Annotated in this window: 20 protein-coding genes and 1 pseudogene; 15 read left to right on the plus strand and 6 right to left on the minus strand. The window is 70.6% G+C overall.

Features of this window, described 5'->3' with window-relative positions:
- Positions 1–163: 163 nt before the first annotated feature.
- From M3Q23_14035 to M3Q23_14045, 3 genes are read right to left on the minus strand one after another with little or no spacing between them, the layout of a single operon-like run.
- Positions 164–1,108, minus strand: coding sequence for a pseudouridine-5'-phosphate glycosidase (locus tag M3Q23_14035; GenBank protein ID MDP9343179.1), 945 nt, complete (start codon positions 1,106–1,108; stop codon positions 164–166).
- Positions 1,054–1,917: a PfkB family carbohydrate kinase gene (locus M3Q23_14040; GenBank protein ID MDP9343180.1), complete on the minus strand. Its 864-nt coding sequence runs from the start codon at positions 1,915–1,917 to the stop codon at positions 1,054–1,056. The genes M3Q23_14035 and M3Q23_14040 overlap by 55 nt, the downstream gene beginning before the upstream one ends.
- Positions 1,914–4,037: a hypothetical protein gene (locus M3Q23_14045; protein ID MDP9343181.1), complete on the minus strand. Its 2,124-nt coding sequence runs from the start codon at positions 4,035–4,037 to the stop codon at positions 1,914–1,916. The genes M3Q23_14040 and M3Q23_14045 overlap by 4 nt, the downstream gene beginning before the upstream one ends.
- Before the next feature lie 92 nt (positions 4,038–4,129).
- Here M3Q23_14045 and M3Q23_14050 point away from each other — a divergent pair, with 92 nt between their 5' ends.
- The 4 genes from M3Q23_14050 (at position 4,130) to M3Q23_14065 (ending at position 7,201) form a co-directional block, all read left to right on the plus strand.
- Positions 4,130–5,197 carry an AI-2E family transporter gene (locus M3Q23_14050; GenBank protein ID MDP9343182.1) on the plus strand — a complete coding sequence of 356 codons (1,068 nt, stop codon included), beginning with the start codon at positions 4,130–4,132 and terminating at the stop codon, positions 5,195–5,197.
- 268 nt (positions 5,198–5,465) lie between these two features.
- The gene (locus M3Q23_14055; GenBank protein ID MDP9343183.1) at positions 5,466–5,753 is read left to right on the plus strand and encodes a hypothetical protein; all 288 of its coding nucleotides are present in this window, start codon (positions 5,466–5,468) and stop codon (positions 5,751–5,753) included.
- Between the two features lie 427 nt (positions 5,754–6,180).
- Entirely contained in the window at positions 6,181–6,693 is a 513-nt protein-coding gene (locus M3Q23_14060) for a DUF421 domain-containing protein (GenBank protein MDP9343184.1), read from the plus strand.
- 19 nt (positions 6,694–6,712) lie between these two features.
- On the plus strand, positions 6,713–7,201 hold the full coding sequence (locus M3Q23_14065; GenBank protein ID MDP9343185.1) for a DUF309 domain-containing protein: 489 nt from the start codon (positions 6,713–6,715) through the stop codon (positions 7,199–7,201).
- Between the two features lie 16 nt (positions 7,202–7,217).
- Here the strand turns inward: M3Q23_14065 and M3Q23_14070 are convergent, their stop codons facing one another.
- On the minus strand, positions 7,218–8,936 hold the full coding sequence (locus tag M3Q23_14070) for an alpha/beta hydrolase fold domain-containing protein (protein ID MDP9343186.1): 1,719 nt from the start codon (positions 8,934–8,936) through the stop codon (positions 7,218–7,220).
- Between the two features lie 125 nt (positions 8,937–9,061).
- On the opposite strand from M3Q23_14070, the gene M3Q23_14075 reads away from it, so the two are divergent.
- The 4 genes from M3Q23_14075 to M3Q23_14090 all read left to right on the plus strand — a co-directional run bounded on the left by M3Q23_14075 (position 9,062) and on the right by M3Q23_14090 (position 12,040).
- A complete protein-coding gene (locus M3Q23_14075) occupies positions 9,062–10,918 on the plus strand; it encodes a long-chain fatty acid--CoA ligase (GenBank protein MDP9343187.1) in 1,857 nt (618 codons plus the stop codon).
- Positions 10,919–10,940: 22 nt separating this feature from the next.
- Complete coding sequence (locus M3Q23_14080; GenBank protein ID MDP9343188.1) at positions 10,941–11,267, plus strand: saccharopine dehydrogenase NADP-binding domain-containing protein; 327 nt, start codon at positions 10,941–10,943, stop codon at positions 11,265–11,267.
- 33 nt (positions 11,268–11,300) lie between these two features.
- Positions 11,301–11,540 carry a hypothetical protein gene (locus M3Q23_14085; protein MDP9343189.1) on the plus strand — a complete coding sequence of 80 codons (240 nt, stop codon included), beginning with the start codon at positions 11,301–11,303 and terminating at the stop codon, positions 11,538–11,540.
- Between the two features lie 113 nt (positions 11,541–11,653).
- Positions 11,654–12,040 (plus strand): hypothetical protein, encoded by a 387-nt coding sequence (locus M3Q23_14090; protein ID MDP9343190.1) that lies wholly within the window; start codon positions 11,654–11,656, stop codon positions 12,038–12,040.
- 149 nt (positions 12,041–12,189) lie between these two features.
- On the opposite strand, the gene M3Q23_14095 is transcribed toward M3Q23_14090, so the two are convergent.
- Together M3Q23_14095 and M3Q23_14100 are read right to left on the minus strand one after the other, a co-directional pair.
- A complete protein-coding gene (locus tag M3Q23_14095; GenBank protein ID MDP9343191.1) occupies positions 12,190–12,549 on the minus strand; it encodes a type II toxin-antitoxin system VapC family toxin in 360 nt (119 codons plus the stop codon).
- 23 nt (positions 12,550–12,572) lie between these two features.
- Positions 12,573–12,827, minus strand: a complete 255-nt coding sequence (locus M3Q23_14100; GenBank protein MDP9343192.1) for a type II toxin-antitoxin system prevent-host-death family antitoxin — start codon at positions 12,825–12,827, stop codon at positions 12,573–12,575.
- A 25-nt stretch (positions 12,828–12,852) separates the two neighbouring features.
- Between M3Q23_14100 and M3Q23_14105 the strand changes: the two genes are divergently transcribed.
- The 7 genes and pseudogenes from M3Q23_14105 (at position 12,853) to M3Q23_14135 (ending at position 21,807) form a co-directional block, all read left to right on the plus strand.
- A complete protein-coding gene (locus M3Q23_14105; protein ID MDP9343193.1) occupies positions 12,853–13,650 on the plus strand; it encodes an ABC transporter permease in 798 nt (265 codons plus the stop codon).
- A gap of 263 nt (positions 13,651–13,913) precedes the next feature.
- Positions 13,914–14,843 (plus strand): annotated as a pseudogene (locus M3Q23_14110) (ABC transporter substrate-binding protein).
- Between the two features lie 108 nt (positions 14,844–14,951).
- Positions 14,952–15,932: a TIGR03842 family LLM class F420-dependent oxidoreductase gene (locus M3Q23_14115; protein MDP9343194.1), complete on the plus strand. Its 981-nt coding sequence runs from the start codon at positions 14,952–14,954 to the stop codon at positions 15,930–15,932.
- A gap of 40 nt (positions 15,933–15,972) precedes the next feature.
- Positions 15,973–16,818, plus strand: coding sequence for an acyltransferase (locus M3Q23_14120; protein ID MDP9343195.1), 846 nt, complete (start codon positions 15,973–15,975; stop codon positions 16,816–16,818).
- Between the two features lie 789 nt (positions 16,819–17,607).
- Positions 17,608–18,921 (plus strand): aspartate aminotransferase family protein, encoded by a 1,314-nt coding sequence (locus M3Q23_14125; protein ID MDP9343196.1) that lies wholly within the window; start codon positions 17,608–17,610, stop codon positions 18,919–18,921.
- A complete protein-coding gene (hydA, locus tag M3Q23_14130) occupies positions 18,918–20,303 on the plus strand; it encodes a dihydropyrimidinase (GenBank protein MDP9343197.1) in 1,386 nt (461 codons plus the stop codon). The genes M3Q23_14125 and hydA overlap by 4 nt, the downstream gene beginning before the upstream one ends.
- A gap of 13 nt (positions 20,304–20,316) precedes the next feature.
- Complete coding sequence (locus M3Q23_14135) at positions 20,317–21,807, plus strand: CoA-acylating methylmalonate-semialdehyde dehydrogenase (protein ID MDP9343198.1); 1,491 nt, start codon at positions 20,317–20,319, stop codon at positions 21,805–21,807.
- The last annotated feature ends 123 nt before the right edge of the window (positions 21,808–21,930 follow it).

Raw genomic sequence — 21,930 nt, forward strand, 5'->3', positions numbered from 1 at the left:
ACGCCCGCGCCCCGGCCCCGGCCAGCAGCCGACGCTGACGCTCGTCCAGGTGCGGGGCAAGCACCTTGACCATCTCGCCCACGGCCAGCTCGGGTGCCGCCACGCGGACAGGCTACAACGGAATCACTTACCAATCAGCTTATTCCGTTCCGAGTCCTAACTGCTAGCGGCGCTGGCCGGCCAGGGCCGCGGCGACCTCGGCCGCGAGGGTTGCGTTCGACTCCAGCAGCGCCAGGTTCGCCTCCAGGCTGGCGCCGGCCGTCTCCTCGGCCAGGCACGCCAGCAGGAACGGGGTCCGCGCCTTCCCCGTGATCCCCTCGCGGTCGGCCCGGGCCTCGCACCGCACCACCGCGGCCTCGACCCGGTCGGGGGCCAGGCCGTGCGGTTCCGGGACGGGGTTGCACAGCAGGATCGCCGCGCCGGCGTCGCGGCCGGCCGCGACCACGGCGGCGGCTTCCTCCGGCGTCTCCACCCGATGCTCCAGCGCGAGGCCGGAGTGGCGGACCACGAACGCGGGGAGGCGGTCGGTCCGGTAGCCCACCACCGCCACGCCGAGTTCCTCCAGCCGCTCCAGGGTGGCTTCGGCGTCCACGATCGACTTCGGCCCCGAGCACACCAGCATCCCGGGGGTGCGGGCCAGCTCGGCCAGGTCGGCGGAGACGTCCCGCCCCCTTCGATGGACCCCCCCGATCCCGCCGGTCGCCGTGATCGCGATCCCGGCCCGGTGGGCCGCCCACAGCATCGCGGAGACTGTCGTCGCCCCCAGCGAGCCCGCCGCGAGGATGGGGGCGACGTCACGACGGGCCACCTTCACGGCCTTCCCCGGCTCGGCCAGCTCCTCGAGCTCTCCGTCGTCCAGGCCGACCCGAACGGTCCCCCGGGCCAGGGCGATCCACGCGGGGACGGCGCCCCCCGAGCGGACGGCCGAGGACATGGCCCGGGCGGCCTCGAGGTTCCGGGGGGGCGGCAGGCCCTGGGCCAAAACGCTGGTCTCGAGCGCCACCACGGCCGTCCCGGCCTCCAGCGCCGCGCGGACCTCCTGTGAGGGGCGGATCACCGGCCCGGCCACCGCGACCCCGACGCCACCCGGCGGCTTCCCGCCTCGCATCCGGCGAATGCGGCTTCCGCGGGACTCGCTCCCCGTGCCAGCGCGGCCAGGAAGGCGCCGTCGAAGGCGTCGCCGGCCCCGGTCGTGTCGAGGGCCTCGGGGCCGGCCGCGGTGCTCGACCCGACCCGGGTGGCCCTGCCGCCCTCGAGGACCATGGCCCCGTGCCGGCCCCGCTTCACGCACACGACCGCGTAGCGTTCCGCCAGCGCCGCGAACTCCGGCCCGCCGGCCAGGACCCCGGCCTCCCGCTCGTTGGCCAGGAGGATGGTGGCTCCGGCCGTGGAGTGGAAGAACCGATCCACCCCGTACGCCTCGACCAGGGGCCACGACGCGGCGTCCACCGCGACGTGCTCGGCGCGGGCGCGCTCCAGGGCGGCCAGCGCGGCGGCCTCCGAACCGGGATGGAACAGGATGTAGCCGGAGACGAGCACGGCACCGGCCTCCAGAACGCCCGGAAGGTCGTCCGGGGACAGCCGCGCGTTCGCGCCCCGATCCGCGACCATGGACCGCTCTCCGTCCTCCACGATCACCAGCATGGTCCCGGTGGGCTCCTCGGGGTCGGCGGCCAGGTGGGGCTCGACCCCGCGTTCGGCCACCGCATCGCGGATCATCCGCCCGGGCACGTCGTCGCCCACCCGCCCGTACAGCGCGACGGAAGCCCCAGCCGCGGCGGCCCACACCGCGGCGTTGGCCGCGCCGCCTCCTGGGTGCACCCGGACCCGCCCGTGCACGTCGCCGCCCGCGGCCAGGGCTGCGGACTCCGCGACCACGTCGAGCATGACGTCGCCCACGACGACCACGTCGGTCACGGAACGGGGATCGTCTCGACCCGGGCCGGGCCGAGCTCCACGCGCCGGTCGCCCACCCGAGCCCGCGCCGGCTCCTCGGACGGGTTCCAGATCGTCGCCACGACCTCGCCGCCCCGTCGCCGGACCCCGGACAGCTGCGCGCCCTCGACCTCCAGCAGGCTTCCCCGGTCGGGAAGCGTGCCTCCCCCCGCGGCCTCCCGCCCCACGATCGGCAGCGCGAAGCGTTCCCACGCGGGGAGGAGGTCCTCCCGCCGGGCGGAGGGCATGATCCCGAGCCGGAAGTCCATGTCACCGATCATCTGCGCCTCCGGCGTGGCAATGTCCGGGCCGGCCGGCCAGGGGCGGGTCTTGATGCTCTGGCGGCTGATGGTCCCCACGGCCCGCTGGAGCGTCACGGCGACCTCACGGCCCCCGGCGATCTCGTACTCGACGACTCCTTCGGAGAGCACCGCGACCCCACCGGCCATCACCACGCCCCGGGCCGGCCAGGTCGGCGAGGGCGCTTCCAGGTCGCTCCCCTCCGACACCAGCCCCCGCTCGACCACCTCGAACGGCGAGCCGGCCACTGCGCCAGTCACCTCCTCGGGAAGCTCCACGTGGAGGCGAAGCCGGTGGTCGGGCCGGTTGCTCGTGACCACGCCCTGGATCCGCAGGATGGCGGGGTCCGCCCAGTCGCACCGGTCGATCCCCAGCCGGACCGAAAGGTCGGGTCCGAACGAGAGCTCCGCATGGGGGCCATCGATGGTGGCGCGATCTGGACCGAGCGGTTTGGCGCCGTCCGCCGGGCAGAAGTTGTACAGGTCGCCGATGTCCGGCTCGTCGACCAGGCGGAACCGAGTGCCGCCGGCTCGCAGCCAGTCCCGTTCCACCTCGAGCACCAGCCGCTCGGGGTGCGGCCAAGGCGACGGCGGGTTGCGATCCCACCCGAGCCCCGGCACGCCGAACCGCTCGAAGGGGGAAGGGTTGAACCGGACCCCCCCGGGCGTCGCGACCTGGTCGCCCAGTGCGACGAGCGCGCGGCCGATGATCGCGGAGGCCAGCTCGTGGGCCTCGCGGAACCGCTCGTCCACGGCCCGCCCAACCTCATCCACCGAGCACCCGCACGCCGAGTCGTGGGCGCCGTTCCACAGCAACAGCTGCCAGATCCGGTCGAGTTCCTCGGCCGGCCACTCGAACCCCGGCACCAGGGCGGCGAGCGGTTCGGCGTAGCGCTCCACCAGGGACTCGACGCGACCCCGGTCCCGCTTCTGGTGGGCCCGGGCCGAGTAGACGTTCGGGAGCAGGTGGGCCCGGGCCGAGGACCGTAGCTCCCCCCGCCACACGGGCAGGTCCACCGAGGCGCCGTCGCCGTCCTCGCCTCCGTCCAGGTGGTCCGCCAGGCCGCCCACCGAGGCCACCAGCTCCGGGACGTCCGGCTGGGCCGCCGCGAGGCGACCGGGGAGCTCCGGGTCGGGCCCGTGGTGGTCGGCCCCCACCATGACCAGGTACCGGTTCCCCACGGACATGGGAGCGAGCCGGTCGACCGCCTCCCGGAGCCGCCGGGCCAGGTCGTGCGGGTCGGCGGCGTCGCGGAACTGCCCGCCCAGGAAGTACCCGAACGCGAGGTACTCCGCCGTGACCCGGCTTCCGTCCGGGGCCTCCCATACGAACGCGGCGCGGTCGATCTCGCGGGGGACCCCCCGCCACACCACCGCCCGTTCGATCCCGGCCCGAGCCAGGATCTGCGGCATCTGCCCGACGTGCCCGAACTGGTCCGGCAGGTAGCCGACGGCCGGCCCGCCCCCCAGCTCCCGGGCCCGGGCCAGTCCGCGCTCGAGGTTGCGGATCAGGGACTCGCCCGACACCAGGAACTCGTCCATCTGCGTCACCCAGGGGCCGACCGACAGCTTCCCCGCCGCAGCCAGGCGACGGATGTCGGGCTCCCGCTCCGGCCGTTCTGCCAGGTAGTCGTCGATGACCGCGGTCTGCCCGTCCAGGTGGAAGTGGGGGAAGCCGCCGTCCAGCAGCTCGATGAGCCCGTCCATCATCGGCACCAGGTAGGCCAGGAACCCCTCGAACGGCAGGTACCACTCCCGGTCCCAATGCGTGTGCGGCACGAGGGTGACCCGGACGGGCTCCATCGGCCGGAGTGTACTGGAGGGCTCGGCGGCCGCTGAAACAAGGCGGGCCGAGTGCTGGAATCGGGCGGTTCCAGGGCCGAGAGTTACGCGCGATGGCGGAGCGTCCGGTGCCTCGGCTTCCTCCCATGAACCACTACGCCGAGGCCACCGTCACCATCGTCGCCGTGCTGGCCGTGCTCTCCGCGGCCTGGGCCGTCCGCAACATCCTGACCCTGGTCCTGGTGGCGGTGGTGCTCGCGGTGGGGCTGGACCCAGCCGTGCGGCGCCTCGAGGGCTGGGGGATCCGCCGCGGATGGGCGGTGTTCCTGATCTTCTTCGCCACCGTCGCGTTCATCGCTGCGTTCGTCGCCCTGGTCGTCCCGCCGCTGGTCAAACAGGTGGCCAAGCTGGCCTCGGACATCCCCGGCTACATCGACCGCCTGAAGCACTCCAACGGGTTCTTCGGCGACCTCGAGCGCAAGTACCACATCTCGGAGAAGCTCCAGGACCTCACCAAGAAGCTCCCCACCATCGCCGGGTCGTCGATCAAGACCATCCTCGGGCTGACCAAGAGCGTCGGCGCGATCATCTTCAACCTGCTGACCATCACGATCCTCACCATCTACTTCCTGCTGTCGCTGCCGCGGGCCAAGGACACGGCGATCTCGCTGTTCCCGCCGGGCGAGCGGGCCCGGGGCGGCCATCTCCTGGGCGAGGCCCTGGACCGTGTGGGCGGCTACGTGTCCGGGAACATCACGATCTCGATCATCGCGGGCGTGGCCGCCTACGCGGCGCTGCGGATCATGGGGATCCCCTTCGCCATCGCGCTGGCCATGTGGGTGGCCGTCGCGGACCTCATCCCGACGGTGGGAGCCACCCTCGGCGCGCTGGCCGCGGCCATCGTGGCGGCGTTCTCGTCCATCCCCGACCTGATCGGCACGATCATCTATTTCATCGTCTACCAGCAGGTCGAGAACTACTTCATCGCGCCCCGCGTGATGCGCCACGCCGTGGACCTGTCGCCGGCCGCCGTCATCGTCTCGGTGCTGGTCGGCGGCAGCCTGGCCGGGTTCGCCGGCGCCCTGCTGGCCCTCCCCATCGGCGCGATCATCAAGGTCCTGATCAACGACCTCTACGTCAGCAAGCGCGTCACCGCGGCGCCGACGACGCCGGTTTCCTGAGAACTCGCTCCGGCTGCGCTCGGTCTCCCTCGCTAACGCTCGCTCGCCTCAGACTCCGCCTCCGCTCGACAGGCAAACCCGTGCTGCCCGGCCGTATCGGCGGCGACCGCGGGGGCCCGGGGCCCACCGCTCCCGGAACGCGAGCGGGGACGCTGTGCGGTCCCTTCGGCTGCGCACCGCGTTCCTCCGCGGTCCCCCCACCGCCCCCGCGGCCCCGCCTGCAAGCGATCCATGCGGCCGCCGCGCTTCGCGCTACGCTCGCCGTGCGATGGCGGTTGCGCACTGGCGCCGGGTCCGGTGGATCCCCCGCCTCATCGCGCGCTGGCTCGGCGGCGCGTTGATCGCGGTCGGGATCCTCTACGTCTGGCTCCTGTACATCCTCACGCACCATCGGTGCCCGGGCTTCGAGCAGATCGCCGGTCGGGCGGCCGTCCATCCGCCGTGCGGGTTCTATACGGCACGCTTCTTTGGGTACCTGGGCGTCTCCGCCATCGCGGTGCTGGCTGTCGTCGGCGGCTGGTGGGTGATCAACCGGCGTCTTCGCGGTCCGCGGTAAAAGCCCGGCGAAGCGAGCCCGCTGAATGGAACGCGTGCAGGCGGGGCCGGCGGGGTCCAGGGGGGACCGCGGAGGAACGCGGTGCGGCGCCTCAGGGACCGCCCGGCGTCCCCCGCTCGCGTTCCGGGAGCGGTGGGCCCCGGAACCCCGCCGGCAGCCGCCGACCCGGCCGGGCACCATGGGCTTCCTTTTTGGCGTTCTTTCTGGAGTTATCCACTGGACACGAACCGACGGCGGCCCGTATCGTTCGCCGTGTCAGGAAACAGAGGTCGGCAGGCCGCAAGGCCAGCAGATCGAAGGGACCTGACAGGAGGGGCGGCCTTCGGGACGCCTCTCCGTCTTTCTTTTCCGGGGTGATGTCCCGGGTTCCGCGCCTTCGAGGCCCGTGTGGCGCATCCTTGCTCCGTCGTCGGAGGCAGGAGGCGCCATGTTCACGATGGGAAGCCCCGCGTGGGGCATCGCGGTCCGCACCATCCTGGTGTACGTCGCCGTGTTCATCGGGCTGCGTCTGATGGGCAAGCGCGAGCTGGGCCAGATGACCGTGTTCGACCTGGTGGTGATCCTGCTCATCGCGAACGCGGTGCAGAACGCCATGGTGGGCCCGGACTCCTCGCTCCAGGGCGGGCTGCTCGCGGCGGCCGTGTTGCTCGTGGCCAACCGGGGCCTGGCCTCGGTCCGGGTCCGGTTCGGCCGATGGGGGAGGCTGATCGAGGGGACACCCACGATCCTGGTCCAGGACGGCCACTACGTGGACGCCAGCATGAAGAAGGAGGAGGTCGAGCCGGAAGAGGTGGAGGAGGCCGTGCGGGAGCACGGCTTGGACTCGATCCAGTCGGTGAAGCTGGCGGTCTTGGAGATCGACGGCTCCATCAGCATCGTGCCGGCCGACGCTCGGATCCTGCGGAGCAAGAAGCACGTCCGGCAGCTCAGGAAGCGCTGACGGCTATTCTGGGACAGCCATGGCCAAGGAAGCGATGGGGAAGTCGGGCAAGCCGCAGCCGGAGCGGCTGAAGCCCGAGCGGCCCCGCGACGAGCTCGGCCGTCCCCAGGCCTGGAACGCCGAGAACCGCCTGCACCTCGAGGAATTCGACAGCCTTCCGATCGAGGAGAACCACCGCCTCGGCATCGAGCACTTCAACGCGGGGCGCTACTTCCACGCCCACGAGGCGTGGGAGACGGCCTGGAAGCAGGCCCGCGACACCGACGACGCGGAGTTCTACAAGGGGCTGTCGCAGCTGGGCGCGGGCTACACCCATTTGTTGCGCGGCAACCGACACGGCGCGTTCACGCTGCTCCGGCGGGGGGCCGGGAGGATTGCCCGCTATCCGCGGAGCCACCTCGGCATCGACACCTTGGCCGTGTCGAGCCGGGCCGAGGCCGACGCCGACGCCGTCGAGCGGGGCGACCTCGAAACGGGAACGGCTCCGCCGGAGCCGCCCCGAGCCTGACCCGGGCGCAGAGGCTCTAGGGCGTGGGGGCGAAGTACGGGTCCGCGCCCATGGCCCGGAACGCCCGGAGGCCTCCCGCCGACAGGTGGGAATCCACCGGTCCCGGCGCGTCCCTCCACACCAGCGCGCGGACCCCGGCCATGGGCACCTTCAGCGAGGCCTCGGCACCCTCGATGTAGGTGGCCTGTCCCGGCGCCACGCCGAAGGCCGCTCCGGTGCTCACGAGCAGCGGCTTCCTGCCGGCCCAGTCCCGGTAGAAGGCGTCGAAGACCTGGGCGAATGGACGAGCCGGCACGCCGCTGGAGCCGTCCGCGCAGGCCCAGTCCACGAACTGCCGCCCCGGGTAGAACCGGTCGGCGTCCGGGAACCCGCCGGCGCTCGGGCACCACACCCACGCCACGTTGGCCACGCCGTGGGCCTGGAAGACCCGCCAGATGTGCCTCCACGCGGACTTGAACGGCCCGGGCTTGGCCCCCGCGCAGTTGCCCCGGTCCATGTCCATCCCGAAGGCCAGCAGCACGGGTGCCCCGTAGGCGCCCACGGCGTCCGCCCTCGCCGCGATCAGGGAGTCCTGCCCGCCCCCGGCGATGTCCGAGGGGTCCACGCATCCCCACGCAACCATCGGGATGCGGCCCCGGGCCAGGTCGAAGCGCTCCGCGTCGCCCGGGAACGGCGCGCGCCACCCGTGCGCGTGCTCGTCCACGGCCAGGGTCCGTCCCATGGATCGCTCCAGGACGAGCACCTCGCGCCGCATGGTGGCCGGCCCGCGGGCTCCCTGGGGGTTGACCATCGCTCCCAGGTAGGCCTGGTGCGAGGGGATCGCCGGGGGAGAGGCCAGGCCGAGGTATTGCCGCAGGAACGCGATGCTCGGTTCCTCCACGTCGCCGGCGTACTCGGCGGAATGCCGCGACCCCGGCAGCACGTCCAGCCGGTACAGGCGGTCGTCCCGGGTCAGGACCTCCGCCATCGCGTTGGGCTGGGAGAGCGGGATGGCCTCGTGTGCGCTGTTGGCGAGGAACAGTGGGGGATCGGTGCGGTCCACGTACGTGATCGGCGACGCGGCCAGCAGCCGGTCCCGGCACGCCGTGGCCTTGGGGTCGTGGCAGCCGACGAACTGGAGGATGGTGGTGCGCTGGCTCGGAGGCGCGCCCTCCAGCATGGTCAGCAGGTCCGTGGGCCCCGACCACGACACCGCGACGGCGATCCGCGAGCCGGCGTCCGTAGGCCCCCTCCCCGCCACCGCCAGCAGGGCCGCGAGGTGGCCGCCGGCCGAGCCCCCCAGCGCGCCGATGTGGGTGCCATCGATCTCGAACATCGACGCGTTGGCCCGGAGGAATCGAACGGCCGCCTGGAGGTCCTCCAGGGCCGCCGGGTAGGGGTCGCGAGGGGCCAGCCGGTAGTCCACGGAGAATCCCGCCACCCCGTTCTGGGCCAGGAGGCACGCCACGGGGTCCCACTCCGTCCTGGTCCCCGTGAACCACCCGCCACCGTGGATCACCAGCACGGCGGGATGGACGTCGCCCTGCGCCGGCAGGAATGCGTCCATGGAGAGGGCCTCGCCGCCGGGAGCGGCGTACTGCACCGTGGTCTCGGTCGCGCCCGTGCAGGGTGTGGGCGCAGCCGACGCGGGGACGGCCGCCAGCAGCGCGGAGGTGGCCGCCAGCAGCGCGGCGAAGATCGCGGCTGCCAGCATCGCGGACACGCGAGCGACGCGGGGCGCACGGGGGGGCTTCACGGGCATCCGTTATATCGCGATCCGAGCCGGTTTGGCCGGATGCCCCCGGGAGCCTGGCCGGCGTGTGTTGACCGCCGGTCAGCCCTCGTGGCTTGATTCGATGGGGACCGGATGGAGGAGGCGGCATGAGGACCGAGGAGATCCTTTCCGAACGCGCGGCCATCGACCGGGAGGTCGACGGCAAGACCCTGGGCGACCTGTTCGCCCGGAACGCCGACATCCACGCGGACGCCCCGGCGCTGTCCTGGAAGCAGGGCGAGGAGTGGAAGAGCCTCACCTGGCGGGAGTACCGCGAACAGGTGGCCGAGGTGGCGTGCGGGCTCACGGCCATGGGGATCGGGCCGGGCGACTTCGTCGTGATCATGGCCCGGAACCGTCCGGAGCACCTCGTCGCCGACCTCGGGATCCTCCACGCCGGCGCGATCCCGGTGTCGGTGTACAACACACTCGCCCCGGAGCAGATCGCCTACATCGCCGGCCACTGCGAGGCGAAGGCCGCCGTCGTGGAGGGCCGGGTCTTCATGGAGCGCTTCGAGAAAGTCAAAGGCGACCTCCCCGCGCTGGAGCGGGCCGTGCTGATCGAGGACGCCGCCGACTTCTCGGACTACGAGTGGGTGTCGTCATGGGCCGAGCTCACCGCGACGGGCCGGGAGGTGCTGTCGCGGGACCGCCAGGGGTTCGAGCGGGGCTGGCGGCGCGTGAAGCCGGAGGACCCGGCGACGCTGGTGTACACATCGGGCACCACCGGGCCGCCCAAGGGCGTGATCATCACCCACCGCAACGTGCTGTGGACGTGCGAGTCCCTGGACCGGACCGGCGTGTACGCCACGGGCCTCCGGGCCGTGTCGTACCTCCCGCTGGCCCACTCCCTGGAACGCCTGGCCACCCACTACCTGGGGACCTACAAGGCCGCCCACGTGCACTTCTGCCCCGAGGTCCTCCAGGTGTTCGAGCTGATGCCGGAGATCCGACCCGACGCCTTCGCCGGCGTCCCCCGGGTGTGGGAGAAGATCCAGGCCGGCATCCTGGCCGCGCTGGCCGAGGAGCCCAACGCGCGCCGTCGCAAGATTGCGCTGTCGGCCATCGAGGCGGGGCGGCAGGCCGCGCGCCTGGAGCAGGCCGGGAAGCCCGTCCCCACCGGCCTGCGGTTCAAGCGGGCCCTGTTCGACCGGCTGGTGTTCTCGAAGATCCGGCACCGCCTGGGCCTGGACCGGTGCCGGATCGCCGTGTCCGGCGCGGCCCCCATCGCCCCCGACGTCCTGGAGTTCTTCCTGGGGATCGGGATCCCCATCCACGAGGGCTACGGGATGACGGAGTGCACGGCCCCGTCGAACCTCAACCGGATGGACCGGGTGAAGGTGGGCACCGTCGGCCCGGCCCTCCCGGGCGTGGAGGTCCGGCTGGCCGAGGACGGCGAGGTCCTGGTCCGGGGCGGGAACGTGACCCCCGGCTATTACAAGGACTCCGAGCAGACCGCGGAGACCTTCGACGCCGAGGGGTGGCTGCACACCGGCGACGTCGGCGAGCTCGACGCCGACGGGTTCCTGCGGATCGTTGACCGCAAGAAGGAGCTCATCATCACGGCCGGCGGGAAGAACATCTCCCCGGCCAACCTGGAGAGCCTGCTGAAGCAGCACCCGATGGTGGGACAGGCCGCCGTCATCGGCGACCGCCGGCCCTACGTGGCTGCTCTGGTCGTCCTGGACGGCGAGGTGGCGCCGGGATGGGCCAGGGAGAACGGCGTCCCGTTCACCGACATCGCGTCCTTCACGTCATCCGATCGCGTTCGGGCCGAGATCCAGCGCGCCGTCGACGACGCCAACCAGCACGTGTCCAACGTGGAGGCCATCAAGCGATTCACCATCCTGCCCACCGAATGGACGGTGGACAGCGAGGAGCTCACCCCCACCCTCAAGCTGAAGCGCCGAGTGATCACGGAGAAGTACGCGGCCGAGATCGAAGCGCTGTACGCCCCGGCGTAGCAGGGTGGGGTTTCGGTACTCGGTGCTCGGGGCCGGGCGGCAGGGGACTGCGGCGGCGTTCGACCTGGTCACGAGGGGCGACGCTACGTCCGTGGCATTCGGGGACGCGGATACGGACCGGGCCGGCGCGGCCGCCGCCCGCGTGAACGCCCTCACCGGGACGGTTGCCGCACACTCCGCCACGGTTGATGCCAGCGAGCCCCAGGCGGTGACCGCCTTCCTGGAGGACGCGGACGCCGCGGTGTCCGCCGTGCCGTACTGGCTGAACCTGGGAGTGAGCCGGGCCGCGTTGTCCGCCCGGACCCACGTCTGCGACCTGGGCGGGAACATGAAGGTCGTCCGCGCCTAGCTCGAGCTTGACGCCGAAGCCCGGGCCCGCGGCGTGTGCGTGGTGCCGGACTGCGGCGAGGCGCCGGGGATGGGCAACAACGTGATGGCCCCGGCCCTGGACCTGCTCGCGGAGTCGGGCATCGACCCGCTGGAGGTGGTCCTGTACGACGGCGGCCTTCCAATGGAGCCCCGGCCACCCTGGAACTACGAGCTGACCTTCCACATCGCCGGCCTGACCAACGAGTTCGCGGGGACCACCACGTTTGTGTCGACGGCGCGCCGGTGGAGGTAGCGTGCCTGGACGAGGCCGAGCAGGAGACGGTGGACCTGGGGGAACCCTTCGGCCTCCTGTAGGCCTTCCCGGCCGCGACCGCGTCGACGACCCCGTGGACGCTGGGAACGCGCGTGCGGACGCTGAAGGTCGAAGGTCCGCGGTACCCGGGGCACGCCGCGTGGTGGCGGGCCCTCCGCGACGCGGGGCTGTTCGGGACCGAGCCCGTCGCGGTGGGCGGCGTGCAGGTGCCGCCCCGGGACGTCCTGCACGCGCTGCTGGAGCCTAGGATCCCGGCCCGGCCCGGCTCCGAGGACGTGGTGATCGCCGGGGCGGTGGCGCGGGCTCCCGGCGCGCGGGCCACCGTCGATGTGCGCGTCCATGCCGATCGGGCGCTCGGATTCACGGCCATGGACGCGCCACCGGGTGGCGCGACGCGATCGTCTGCCACCGGATGGCCGGCGGCCGCGTCCCCCCGGGCGCCACGCTGGTGGAGCTCGCCGTACCGGCCGGCGAGATGATGGACGAGCTTCGAGCCCGCGGCTTCGCCGTGGAGGAGGCCGTGGAGGAAGCCCTGGGGTCCCAGGGGTGCACGACGGTGCTCCATGAACGCCGATCGGGCCACCCCGCTTACAGGACGGCCCCGATCGTGTTCGCGTGGAGCGAGCGGTCAGACCTTCAGCACGCGAAGTTCGGCGACGTCGACGTAATGGTCGTCCTGTGTGACCACCGGGACCCCGAGCGACATGGCGGTCGCTGCGATCCAGGAATCGTTCACGGCCATGCGCTGGCCGCTGTCGCGGAGCCGCAGACGGAGCCTCGCCCACGCTTCTGCCACCGGCTCGTCGATGGGGATTGGCTGGAGGGCCAGCGCTTGCGTCAACGTGCCAAGGCGGCGGTCACGAGTCTCGAGGTCTGGAGCGGCGAGGACGCCGGCTCTCAGTTCCCCGATCGTGATCACGGAGACCGCGATCTCGTCCGGCAGGGTGTCCTCATCGAGCCCGCGGCCGGACTCGTGGGCTATGAACACCGAGGTATCGGCGAGCCCTCGAGTCACGCCTGCGGGAGATCGTCGGTCGTGTCGGGGGCGAGCTGCCGAAGCTGGCCCGCCAGGCCAGCATCAGCCTGATGCGGCCCGATCCTGTGGACGAACTCCTGGCGTGAGAGCCAGCGTGCCCGCCGCCCGACCGGCTGGAGGACCGCAACGGGGCGGCCACCCACGGTGATCGTCACGGCTTCCCCCGTCTCGACGCGCGCCAGCAGCGCCCTGGTGTTGTTCCGCAGCTCCCGAGAGGCGACCTCCGTCATGTGACAATCGTAGTAGAAGTGCGACGTGGCGCGAGCGAGCGCCCTGGCCCGGCGATTACCGGGGGACACGAACGCGCGGTTCCTGGTCCTGGGGATCGCCCTGTGGCAGGGGCTGGTCACGGCGCTGCACATCCAGCGGTTCCTGCTGCCGAAGCCGACGGAGATCATCGCGGCGCTCGGGGACCAGTGGTCGTTCCTGTGGCGGGCCGGCCTCGCCACGTTCGAGGAGGCGCTGGGCGGCTTCGCCATCGGGAGCGCGGTCGCGATCGCCACCGCTCTGGTGCTGGCCCGGTGGCGGCCCCTCGGCCGGGCGCTGATCCCCTACGCCATCGCCGCGAACGCCATCCCGGTCATCGCGTTCGCCCCCATCTTCAACAACTGGTTCGGACTGCTGAACCCGGTGTCGAAGATGGCCATCGCCGCCGTGCTCGTGTACTTCCCGGTCATGATCAACACGCTGCGGGGCCTGACCTCTGTACATCCCTCGTCCATCGAGCTGATGCGCTCGTACGCGGCGGGGGAGGCCGAGACCTTCCGGCGGGTCCGCATCCCCAGCTCGCTGCCGTTCCTGTTCACCGGACTGAAGGTGGCGAGCGTGCTGTCCATGATCGGGGCCATCGTGTCGCAGTACTTCGGCGGGCTGCGAACCAACTCTCTGGGGCTCTACATCAAGGAGCAGGCAGCGCTGGCGTTCTTCGCCGACGCGTGGGCGGCCATCGTCGTGGCCAGCGTCCTGGGGGTCGCCTTCTATCTGGCGGTGGTTGCGGTGGAGCGTTCGGTGCTCCGCTGGCACCCCTCGGTCAGGGGCGCGCGGAGCGAGTGAGAGGGGGGATGGTTCGATCGGGGAGCGTGTGACTCGGCTGGCCGGAATGTACGGGGAAGGGGGAACGGATGGTGAGGCTCAGGTGGCGCTGGCTCGTGGCCCTCGGGGCGGTTCTCGCTCTGGTGGGCTCGGCCTGTGCGAAGAAGGGAACGTCCGCGGGTGGCGGCGGGAACCTCACCAAGGTCACCCTCCAGCTGAAATGGGTGACCCAGGCCCAGTTCGCGGGGTACTACGCCGCGCTCGACCAGGGCTACTACCAGGACATGGGCCTCGACGTGAAGATCCTGCCCGGCAGGCCCGACATCACGCCGGAACAGGTCGTCGCGGGCGGTGCGGCGGACATCGGGATCGACTGGCTGCCGAGCTTGTTGGTGCAACGTGACCAGGGGGTGGACATCCAGAACATCGCGCAGGTGTTCACCCGATCCGGGATCACCGAGATCGCCTGGAAGGACACCGGGATCACCGGGTTCGACTAGATGCGAGGCAAGAAGGTCGGGGTGTGGTGCTGCGGGAACTAGTACCAGGTGTTCGCGGCGCTGACCAAGGCCGGGATCGACCCGAACGACTCCTCCCAGGTCACCATCGTGGACCAGCCGTTCACCATGGATCTCTTCCTGAACCGGGACGTCGACGCGGCCTCGGCCATGACCTACAACGAGCTGGCCCAGGTCCTCGAGGCCAAGGGGCCGAACGGCGAGTTCCCCTTCTACACCATGGACGACCTCACCGTGATGAAGCTGGCCGACGCGGGGACGGCCATGCTGGAGGACGGCTTGTTCGTCCGGGGCGACTGGATCTCCAACCCGGATAACCAGGACGTCGCGACCCGCTTCCTGGAGGCCTCGTTCAAGGGATGGGTGTTCTGCCGCGACCACTTCGACCAGTGTCTCCAGACCGTCCTGGACAACGGGCCCACCCTCGGTGAGGGCCACCAGCGCTGGCAGCTCAACGAGGTCAACGCGCTGATCTGGCCGGCGCCCAAGGGGATCGGGGTCATGGACCCGAGCCTGTTCCAGACCACGAACGACATCGCGTCCACGTATGGCCTCATCAAGGCCCCCGCCACGAACGACGCGTTCCGCACGGACCTGGCGGAGGCGGCGGTCAAGGCGCTCCAGGGCGACGGCGTGGACGTGAACGGGACGGACTTCCAGAAGCAGACCGTGGAGGTGACACCGGGAGGCGAGTAGGAGCGGCGGCCCGGCCTGGCGAAGCGCTGGCATACTAGCCGTCGACGCCCCGAGCCTTCGGTGCGAATCGACCGGTCGCGGAGGGGGATGGTGATGCTCTCGTTCGGGATGAACCTGCAGGCGAACCCGCCGGTGTCCCGGGTGGTCGAGTGGAGCAAGCTGGCCGAGGCCAACGGCTTCGACTACCTGTGGCTGTGGGACTCCCACGTCCTGTGGCAGGAGGTCTACGGGATCTTCGCCCTCGTCGCCGCCAACACCTCCACCATCAAGATGGGCCCCTGCGTGACCAACCCGGTGACCCGGGACCCCACCGTGACGGCGAGCGCGCTGGCCACCCTGAACGAGATCTCCGGCGGCCGGATGGTCATGGGGATCGGCCGGGGCGACAGCGCCCGGAGGGTCATCGGCAAGAAGCCCGTCTCCGTGGAGCACATGGAAGTGGCGTGCAAGCTGATCCGGGACCTAGCGGCGGGGCGGGAGGTGGACTTCGAGGGCACGAAGCTCCAGCTGAAGTGGTCGCTCGGCCACGAGGTGGAGATCTGGGTGGCCGCCTACGGGCCCAAGGCGCTGCGGGCGGCGGGGCGGGTCGCCGACGGCCTGATCATGCAGCTGGCCGACCCCTTCATCATCGAGTGGTCCCTGCCGTTCGTGCGGGAGGGGGCGGAGGAGGCCGGGCGGCGCTTCGAGGACATCCAGATCATGAGCGCGGCCCCGGCCCACGTCGGCGACGACCTCGCGCAGGCCCGCGACCAGGTCCGGTGGTTCCCCGCGCTGGTGTCGAACCACGTGGTGGACCTGGTCAACCGGTACGCCACCACGGAGCTTCCCCAGGAGCTCACCCACTACATCAAGGCGCGCGACCACTACGACTACTCCGAGCACGGCCGGGTGGGCGCGGAGCACGCGTCGTTCGTGTCCGACGAGGTGGTGGACCGGTTCTGCGTGCTGGGCACGGCCGAGGAGTGCATCCGCAAGCTGAAGGAGCTGGAGTCCCTCGGGGTCACCCAGTTCAACGACTACAACATGGGGGACGACCCCGCCGAGCAGATCCGCATCTTCGGGAAGGAGATCATCCCGGCGTTCCGGTAGCGGTGGGCCGGGATCGCCCGGCCGTGAGAGGAGGACCGACATGAGCACCATCCGCGCCGCCGTCATCCAGGCCGAGGCGAACATGCCCAAGGAGGAGGCGGTCGACAAGCACGTCGAGCTGATCGGGAAGGCCGCGGCCGACGGCGCGCAGGTCACCTGCCTCCAGGAGATCTTCCACGGGCCGTACTTCTGCGCCGAGCAGGACCCCAAGTGGTACGCGACGGCGGAGCCGGAGGACGGCCCCACGCTCACCCGCATGCGCGAGGTGGCCCGCGAGCACAACATGGTCCTGGTGGTGCCGTGGTACGAGGAGGCGCAGACCGGCGTCTACTACAACTCCGCCGCGGTCATCGAGCGCGACGGCACGCTGCTGGGCAAGTACCGCAAGACCCACATCCCGCACGTCGGCCCGTGCTTCTGGGAGAAGTACTATTTCAAGCCCGGGAACCTGGGGTACCCGACGTTCGACACCAGCGTCGGCCGCATCGGGCTGATCATCTGCTACGACCGGCACTTCCCCGAGGTCGCGCGGGCCGTCGGCCTGCAGGGCGCCGAGCTGGTGTTCAATCCTTCCGCGACGGTGGAGTCGCTGTCCCGGTACCTGTGGGAGCTGGAGCAGCCCGCCCACGCGGTGGCCAACGGGTTCTGGATCGCCGCCATCAACCGGGTGGGCGTGGAGGCCCCGCTGAACTCGCACAAGTTCTACGGCTCGTCGTACTTCTGCGACCCGCGCGGGCAGATCGTGGCGCAGGCGTCGGACTCGCAGGACGAGGTGCTGGTGTGCGACGTGGACCTCGACAAGATCCGCGAGGTCCGCAACACGTGGCAGTTCCTCCGGGACCGCCGGCCGGAGACCTACGGCTTCATGACGGAGCTGATCCCGTGACGGGCTTATTGGGAGGCCATTAATCTTGCCTTTGAATAGTTACCAGCGCGGAAGACGGGGGATGCTTGCGGCGAGTTTGATAGCCCTGGCGGGGTGCGCTACGCAGGCTGCACCAACCACGAGGCCGCCTTTGAGTACTTTCCCGGTATCGCGTCCGACGCTCCCGGCTTCTTCTCCAAGCGGATCTCCCCATTCTCGCCCGACGATCCCCCCTGTCAGATCTCACCAGTATTCGTGGGATGGCCGTCGGGCACCATACGGACTGGTGACAGAGCGGAGCGAGGGGGGGCTCTCCTACATGGTCGTGTTGGGCCGCGTCATGAGCGAAGCGCCCTCAACGCGCAGGCTTTCAATCGATTTCAAGACCAACCCGTTGGGCAAACACGTTACCGCTGATTTCCAGCTGCACCCTCAGTACACACTCGTCATAAGCACGACCGACAACAAACTTCCCTACGACCGATCCTCAAAGAGTATTCATGCGTACCAGTTTCGACCGAATGCCTATGTCTTCTCGTACGTGAAACCCGGAAGATCGTATTTCTTCATGGTCCCGCTGCAGATCCTGGAACACGTTCGGCCTTCTCTGTGCAAGCCCGCAGCTGCATGTCGCTGGCTCGCACCCGGAGCAAAGCCACCGGGATCCCTCGCCTACAATCGCTACCTGTTCGACTTGCTAACTGAGCGACCAGGTCAGGATGGTCCGAAACCGCCAAGGGTCGATGTAGGTCTCATCCATGCCATCTACTTACTGGCAGGCTCCTAATACTCGACAGAGGGGTGATTGCGTTGCAGACGGTTGACGACGGGGGCGCCGGCGAGCTGCTCGCTCGGCACAAGGAAGTCCTGCCGAAGTGGCTGGCCCTGTACTACCAGGAGCCCATCGAGCTGGTCCGGGGCGAGGGCACCCGGGTGTGGGACGGCGCCGGGAAGGAGTACCTCGACTTCTTCGGCGGCATCGTCACCACCATCTCCGGCCACGCCGTGCAGGAGCTGGTGGACGTCCTCACGGAGCAGGCCGGCAAGATCGCCCACACCTCGACGCTGTACCTGATCCGGCCCATGGTGGAGCTGGCCGAGCGGCTGACCGGCCTCGCCCCCATCGACCTGCCGGTCAAGGCGTTCTTCGTGGGGTCGGGGACCGAGGCCATCGAGGCGGCGCTGCTGTTCGCCACGAACTGGCGCCGCTCCAACGAGATCATCGCGCTCCGGAACTCCTACCACGGGCGCTCGTTCGGGGCCATCGGGATCACCGGGAACAAGGGGTGGTCGGCCTCCTCGTTCAGCCCGCTGAACGTGTCGTACGCGCTGGCGCCGTACTGCTACCGCTGCCCGCTCGGCCTGAAGTACCCCGACTGCGGCGTGGCCTGCGCCGAGGACCTCCAGAACGTCATCGAGACCACCACCACCGGCGAGCCGGCCGCCATGATCGCCGAGCCCATCCAGGGCGTGGGCGGGTTCGTCACGCCGCCGCCGGAGTACTTCCCCATCGTGAAGCGGATCCTCGACGAGTGGGGCATCCCGTTCATCGCCGACGAGGTCCAGACGGGCTTCGGCCGCACCGGCGAGGCGTTCTGGGGCATCGAGTCCTTCGGCGTGCGACCCGACGCCATCGTGTGCGCGAAGGGCCTCGGCAACGGCATGGCCATCGGCGCGGTGGTGGGGCGGACCGACATGGTGGACTCACTGAACGCCAACTCCATCTCGACCTTCGGCGGGAACCCGATCGCCTCGTCCTACGCGCTGGCCAACCTGAACCACATCGTGGACAACGACCTCCAGCACAACGCCCACCGGGTCGGGAAGTTCCTGTACGAGGGGCTGAAGGAGATGGAGGAGCGCTACGACGTGGTGGGGGAGGTCCGGGGCAAGGGCCTGATGCTGGGCGTCGAGCTGGTCAAGGACCCCGAGTCGAAGGAACCCGCGCCCGACGCCGCCAACCAGCTGCTGGAGGGGTGCAAGGAGCGCGGCCTCCTGATCGGCAAGGGCGGCCTGTACGGCAACGTCATCCGCATGGCGCCACCCCTCGTGATCACCGAGGAGGACGCCGGTCGCGCCATCGAGACGATCGAAGCGGCGCTGGGGGAGGTGCAGCTTCCGTGACCAGGACGCTCATCAAGGGCGGGACGGTCGTGACGGCGGCCGAGGCCACCCCGGCCGACGTCCTGATCGACGACGAGAGGGTCGCGGCCATCGGCGGCAACCTGGTGGAATCGGAGGAGGGACTGGACCGGGTCATCGACGCCACCGGGCGCTACGTGATGCCGGGCGGCATCGACGTCCACACCCACTTCGACCTGCCCTTCGGGGGCAGTTTCTGCTCGGACGACTTCTTCACCGGAACCCGCGCCGCAGCGTTCGGCGGCACCACCACCTGTGTCGATTTCGCGCTGCAGGACTACGGCGAACCCCTGCGGGCGGGCCTGGACCGGTGGTTCGAGAAGGCCCAGAAGGCCACCACGGACTTCGGCCTGCACATGATCGTGCGCGAGGTCAACGACCAGGTCCTGGACGAGATGGACACGCTGGTCAGCGAGGGGATCACGTCGTTCAAGCTGTTCATGGCGTACCCCGGCGTGTTCATGCTCGACGACGCCTCGATCTTCCGGGCCATGCAGCGGGCGGCGGACTCCGGCGCCCTCATCCTTATGCACGCGGAGAACGGCGGGCCCATCGACGTGCTCGTGCAGCAGTACCTGGCCCAGGGCAAGATCGAGCCGGTGAACCACGCCCTGACTCGCCCCGCGGCCATGGAGGGCGAGGCCGTCCACCGCGTGTTCAAGCTGGCCGAGCTGGCCGGGACCCCCGCGTACATCGTGCACCTGTCCTCGCGGGACGCCCTGAACGAGGTGCGGGAGGCGCGCGACCGCGGCCTGCCGGCGTTCGCGGAGACCTGCCCGCAGTACCTGTACCTGTCGCTCGACGACATGTCCCGCCCGGGGTTCCAGGGCGCGAAGTTCGTGTGCTCGCCGCCGCTCCGTCCCGCCGACCACCAGGCGGACCTGTGGGACGGCCTGAAGGCGGGCGACCTCCAGGTGGTGTCGACCGACCACGCGCCGTTCAACTACCAGGGCCAGAAGGACCTGGGGAAGGACAACTTCGCCAAGATTCCCAACGGCCTGCCCTCGGTGGAGGACCGGTTCACCCTGCTGTACCAGGGGGTGGTGAACGGCCACATCAGCCTGACCCGGTTCGTGGACGTCGTGGCCACGACGCCGGCCAGGATGTTCGGGCTCTACCCGAGAAAAGGCACCATCGTGCCGGGGTTCGACGCCGACATCGTGGTGTTCGACCCCGAGCACCGGCGGGTCATCTCCGCGGAGACGCATCACATGAACGTGGACTACTCCTGCTACGAGGGCCTCGAGGTGAAGGGGCTGCCCGAGATCGTCATGCAGCGGGGCAACGTCCTGGTGGAGAACGGCGAGTTCCACGGCAAGGAGGGCGGCGGGAAGTTCCTGCAGCGCAGCCGGTTGAGCGTGTGAGGGGGCGTGGGGCATGAGCGCGACCAAGGTCCAGAGCTACATCGGAGGGAGGTTCGCCGAGCCGCGCTCGGACGAGGCCGATCCCGTATACGACCCGGCCACGGGCGAGACCATCGCCCTGCTGCCGTACTCCGGCCCCGACGAGATCGACGAGGCCGTCGCTGCCGCGCGACAGGCGTTCCCGCAGTGGGCCGACACGCCGGTGCCCGATCGCGCGCAGGTGATGTTCCGGTTCAAGCAGCTCCTGGAGGACCACTTCGAGGAGCTGTCCATGCTGGTGGTCCGGGAGAACGGCAAGACGCTGCCGGAAGCCCGCGGCGAGGTCCGCCGGGCCATCGAGGTGGTCGACTTCGCGTGCGGCGCCCCGACCCTGCTCCAGGGCACGAACCTCGACCAGATCGCCGACGGCATCGACGAGCAGCTGGTGCGGTTCCCGGTGGGCGTGGTGGCGGGGATCACGCCGTTCAACTTCCCGATGATGGTCCCGCTGTGGATGATGCCGCTCGCGCTGGTGGCCGGGAACACGTTCGTGCTCAAGCCGTCCCAGCGAACACCGCTGTCCGCGATGCGCGAGGCGGAGCTCCTGGCGGAAGCCGGACTGCCGGACGGCGTGCTGAACGTCGTGCACGGGGCGAAGGAATCCGTCGACGCGCTGCTCACGCACCCGGGCGTCGACGCGGTGTCGTTCGTCGGCTCGGCCGGCGTGGCGAGGTACATCTACGCGACGGGGGCGGCCAACGGGAAGCGGGTCCAGGCGCTGGGCGGGGCCAAGAACCACCTCCTGGTGATGGACGACGCCGACCTCCCCAGGACGGTGACGGCGCTGATCTCCTCCGCGTTCGGCAATGCCGGGCAGCGGTGCCTGGCCGGAAGCGTGGCCGTGGGCGTGGGCTCGGTGGGTGACGAGCTGGTCCGCGAGCTCCGGGAGCAGGCGTCGGCGCTGCGCATCGGCCCGGGCGCGGAGCCGGACACGGACATGGGCCCGGTGATCCGGGAGGAGCGCCGTAAGGAGCTCATCGGCTACATCGAGGAGGGGGAGGAGGTGGGGGCGGCGCTGGCGCTGGACGGCCGGGGCGTCGGGCCCTCCGACGGCTTCTTCCTGGGCCCGACGATCTTCGACCGGGTCACCCCCGACATGCGCCTGTGGAAGGAAGAGCTGTTCGGGCCGGTGCTGTCGGTGGTGCGGGCCGGCGACATCGACGAGGCCATCCGGGTCATGAACTCGAGCCCGTATGGCAACGCGGCGTCGATCTTCACGAACTCGGGGGCGAACGCGCGGGAGTTCCGGCGCCGGGCCGAGGCCGGGATGCTCGGGGTCAACATCGGGGTGGCCGCGCCGATGTCGTTCTTCCCGTTCACCGGCTGGAAGAGCTCGTTCTTCGGCGACCTCCACGCCACCGGTCTGGACGGGCTGCGCTTCTACAGCCGCCAGAAGATCGTGACCACGAGGTGGTGGCTGGCCCCGAAGCTCGACCACGCCCAACCCGAGGGCCGGGGCCACTAGCCTGAGCGAGACTGCACAGAGCGGCCGGCGGGCCGGCCGCGGGGTGTGGATCGGCCTCCTGGCGGCCCAGTGGCTGGCGCTCCTGGCACCCGCCTCGCTGTCCCTGATCCTGCTCACGGCGGC

It is taken from the genome of Actinomycetota bacterium, from assembly GCA_030774015.1.
Taxonomy (GTDB): Bacteria; Actinomycetota; UBA4738; order UBA4738; family JACQTL01; genus JALYLZ01.

Coding starts and splice junctions, on each gene's coding strand:
- M3Q23_14120 (MDP9343195.1), top strand. CDS start 15,973: ATGAGCACCATCCGCGCCGCCGTCATCCAGGCCGAGGCGAACATGCCC.
- M3Q23_14100 (MDP9343192.1), bottom strand. CDS start 12,827: ATGACGGAGGTCGCCTCTCGGGAGCTGCGGAACAACACCAGGGCGCTG.
- M3Q23_14075 (MDP9343187.1), top strand. CDS start 9,062: ATGAGGACCGAGGAGATCCTTTCCGAACGCGCGGCCATCGACCGGGAG.
- M3Q23_14035 (MDP9343179.1), bottom strand. CDS start 1,108: ATGCGAGGCGGGAAGCCGCCGGGTGGCGTCGGGGTCGCGGTGGCCGGG.
- M3Q23_14045 (MDP9343181.1), bottom strand. CDS start 4,037: ATGGAGCCCGTCCGGGTCACCCTCGTGCCGCACACGCATTGGGACCGG.
- M3Q23_14065 (MDP9343185.1), top strand. CDS start 6,713: ATGGCCAAGGAAGCGATGGGGAAGTCGGGCAAGCCGCAGCCGGAGCGG.
- M3Q23_14135 (MDP9343198.1), top strand. CDS start 20,317: ATGAGCGCGACCAAGGTCCAGAGCTACATCGGAGGGAGGTTCGCCGAG.
- M3Q23_14115 (MDP9343194.1), top strand. CDS start 14,952: ATGAACCTGCAGGCGAACCCGCCGGTGTCCCGGGTGGTCGAGTGGAGC.
- M3Q23_14060 (MDP9343184.1), top strand. CDS start 6,181: ATGTTCACGATGGGAAGCCCCGCGTGGGGCATCGCGGTCCGCACCATC.
- M3Q23_14050 (MDP9343182.1), top strand. CDS start 4,130: ATGGCGGAGCGTCCGGTGCCTCGGCTTCCTCCCATGAACCACTACGCC.
- M3Q23_14055 (MDP9343183.1), top strand. CDS start 5,466: ATGGCGGTTGCGCACTGGCGCCGGGTCCGGTGGATCCCCCGCCTCATC.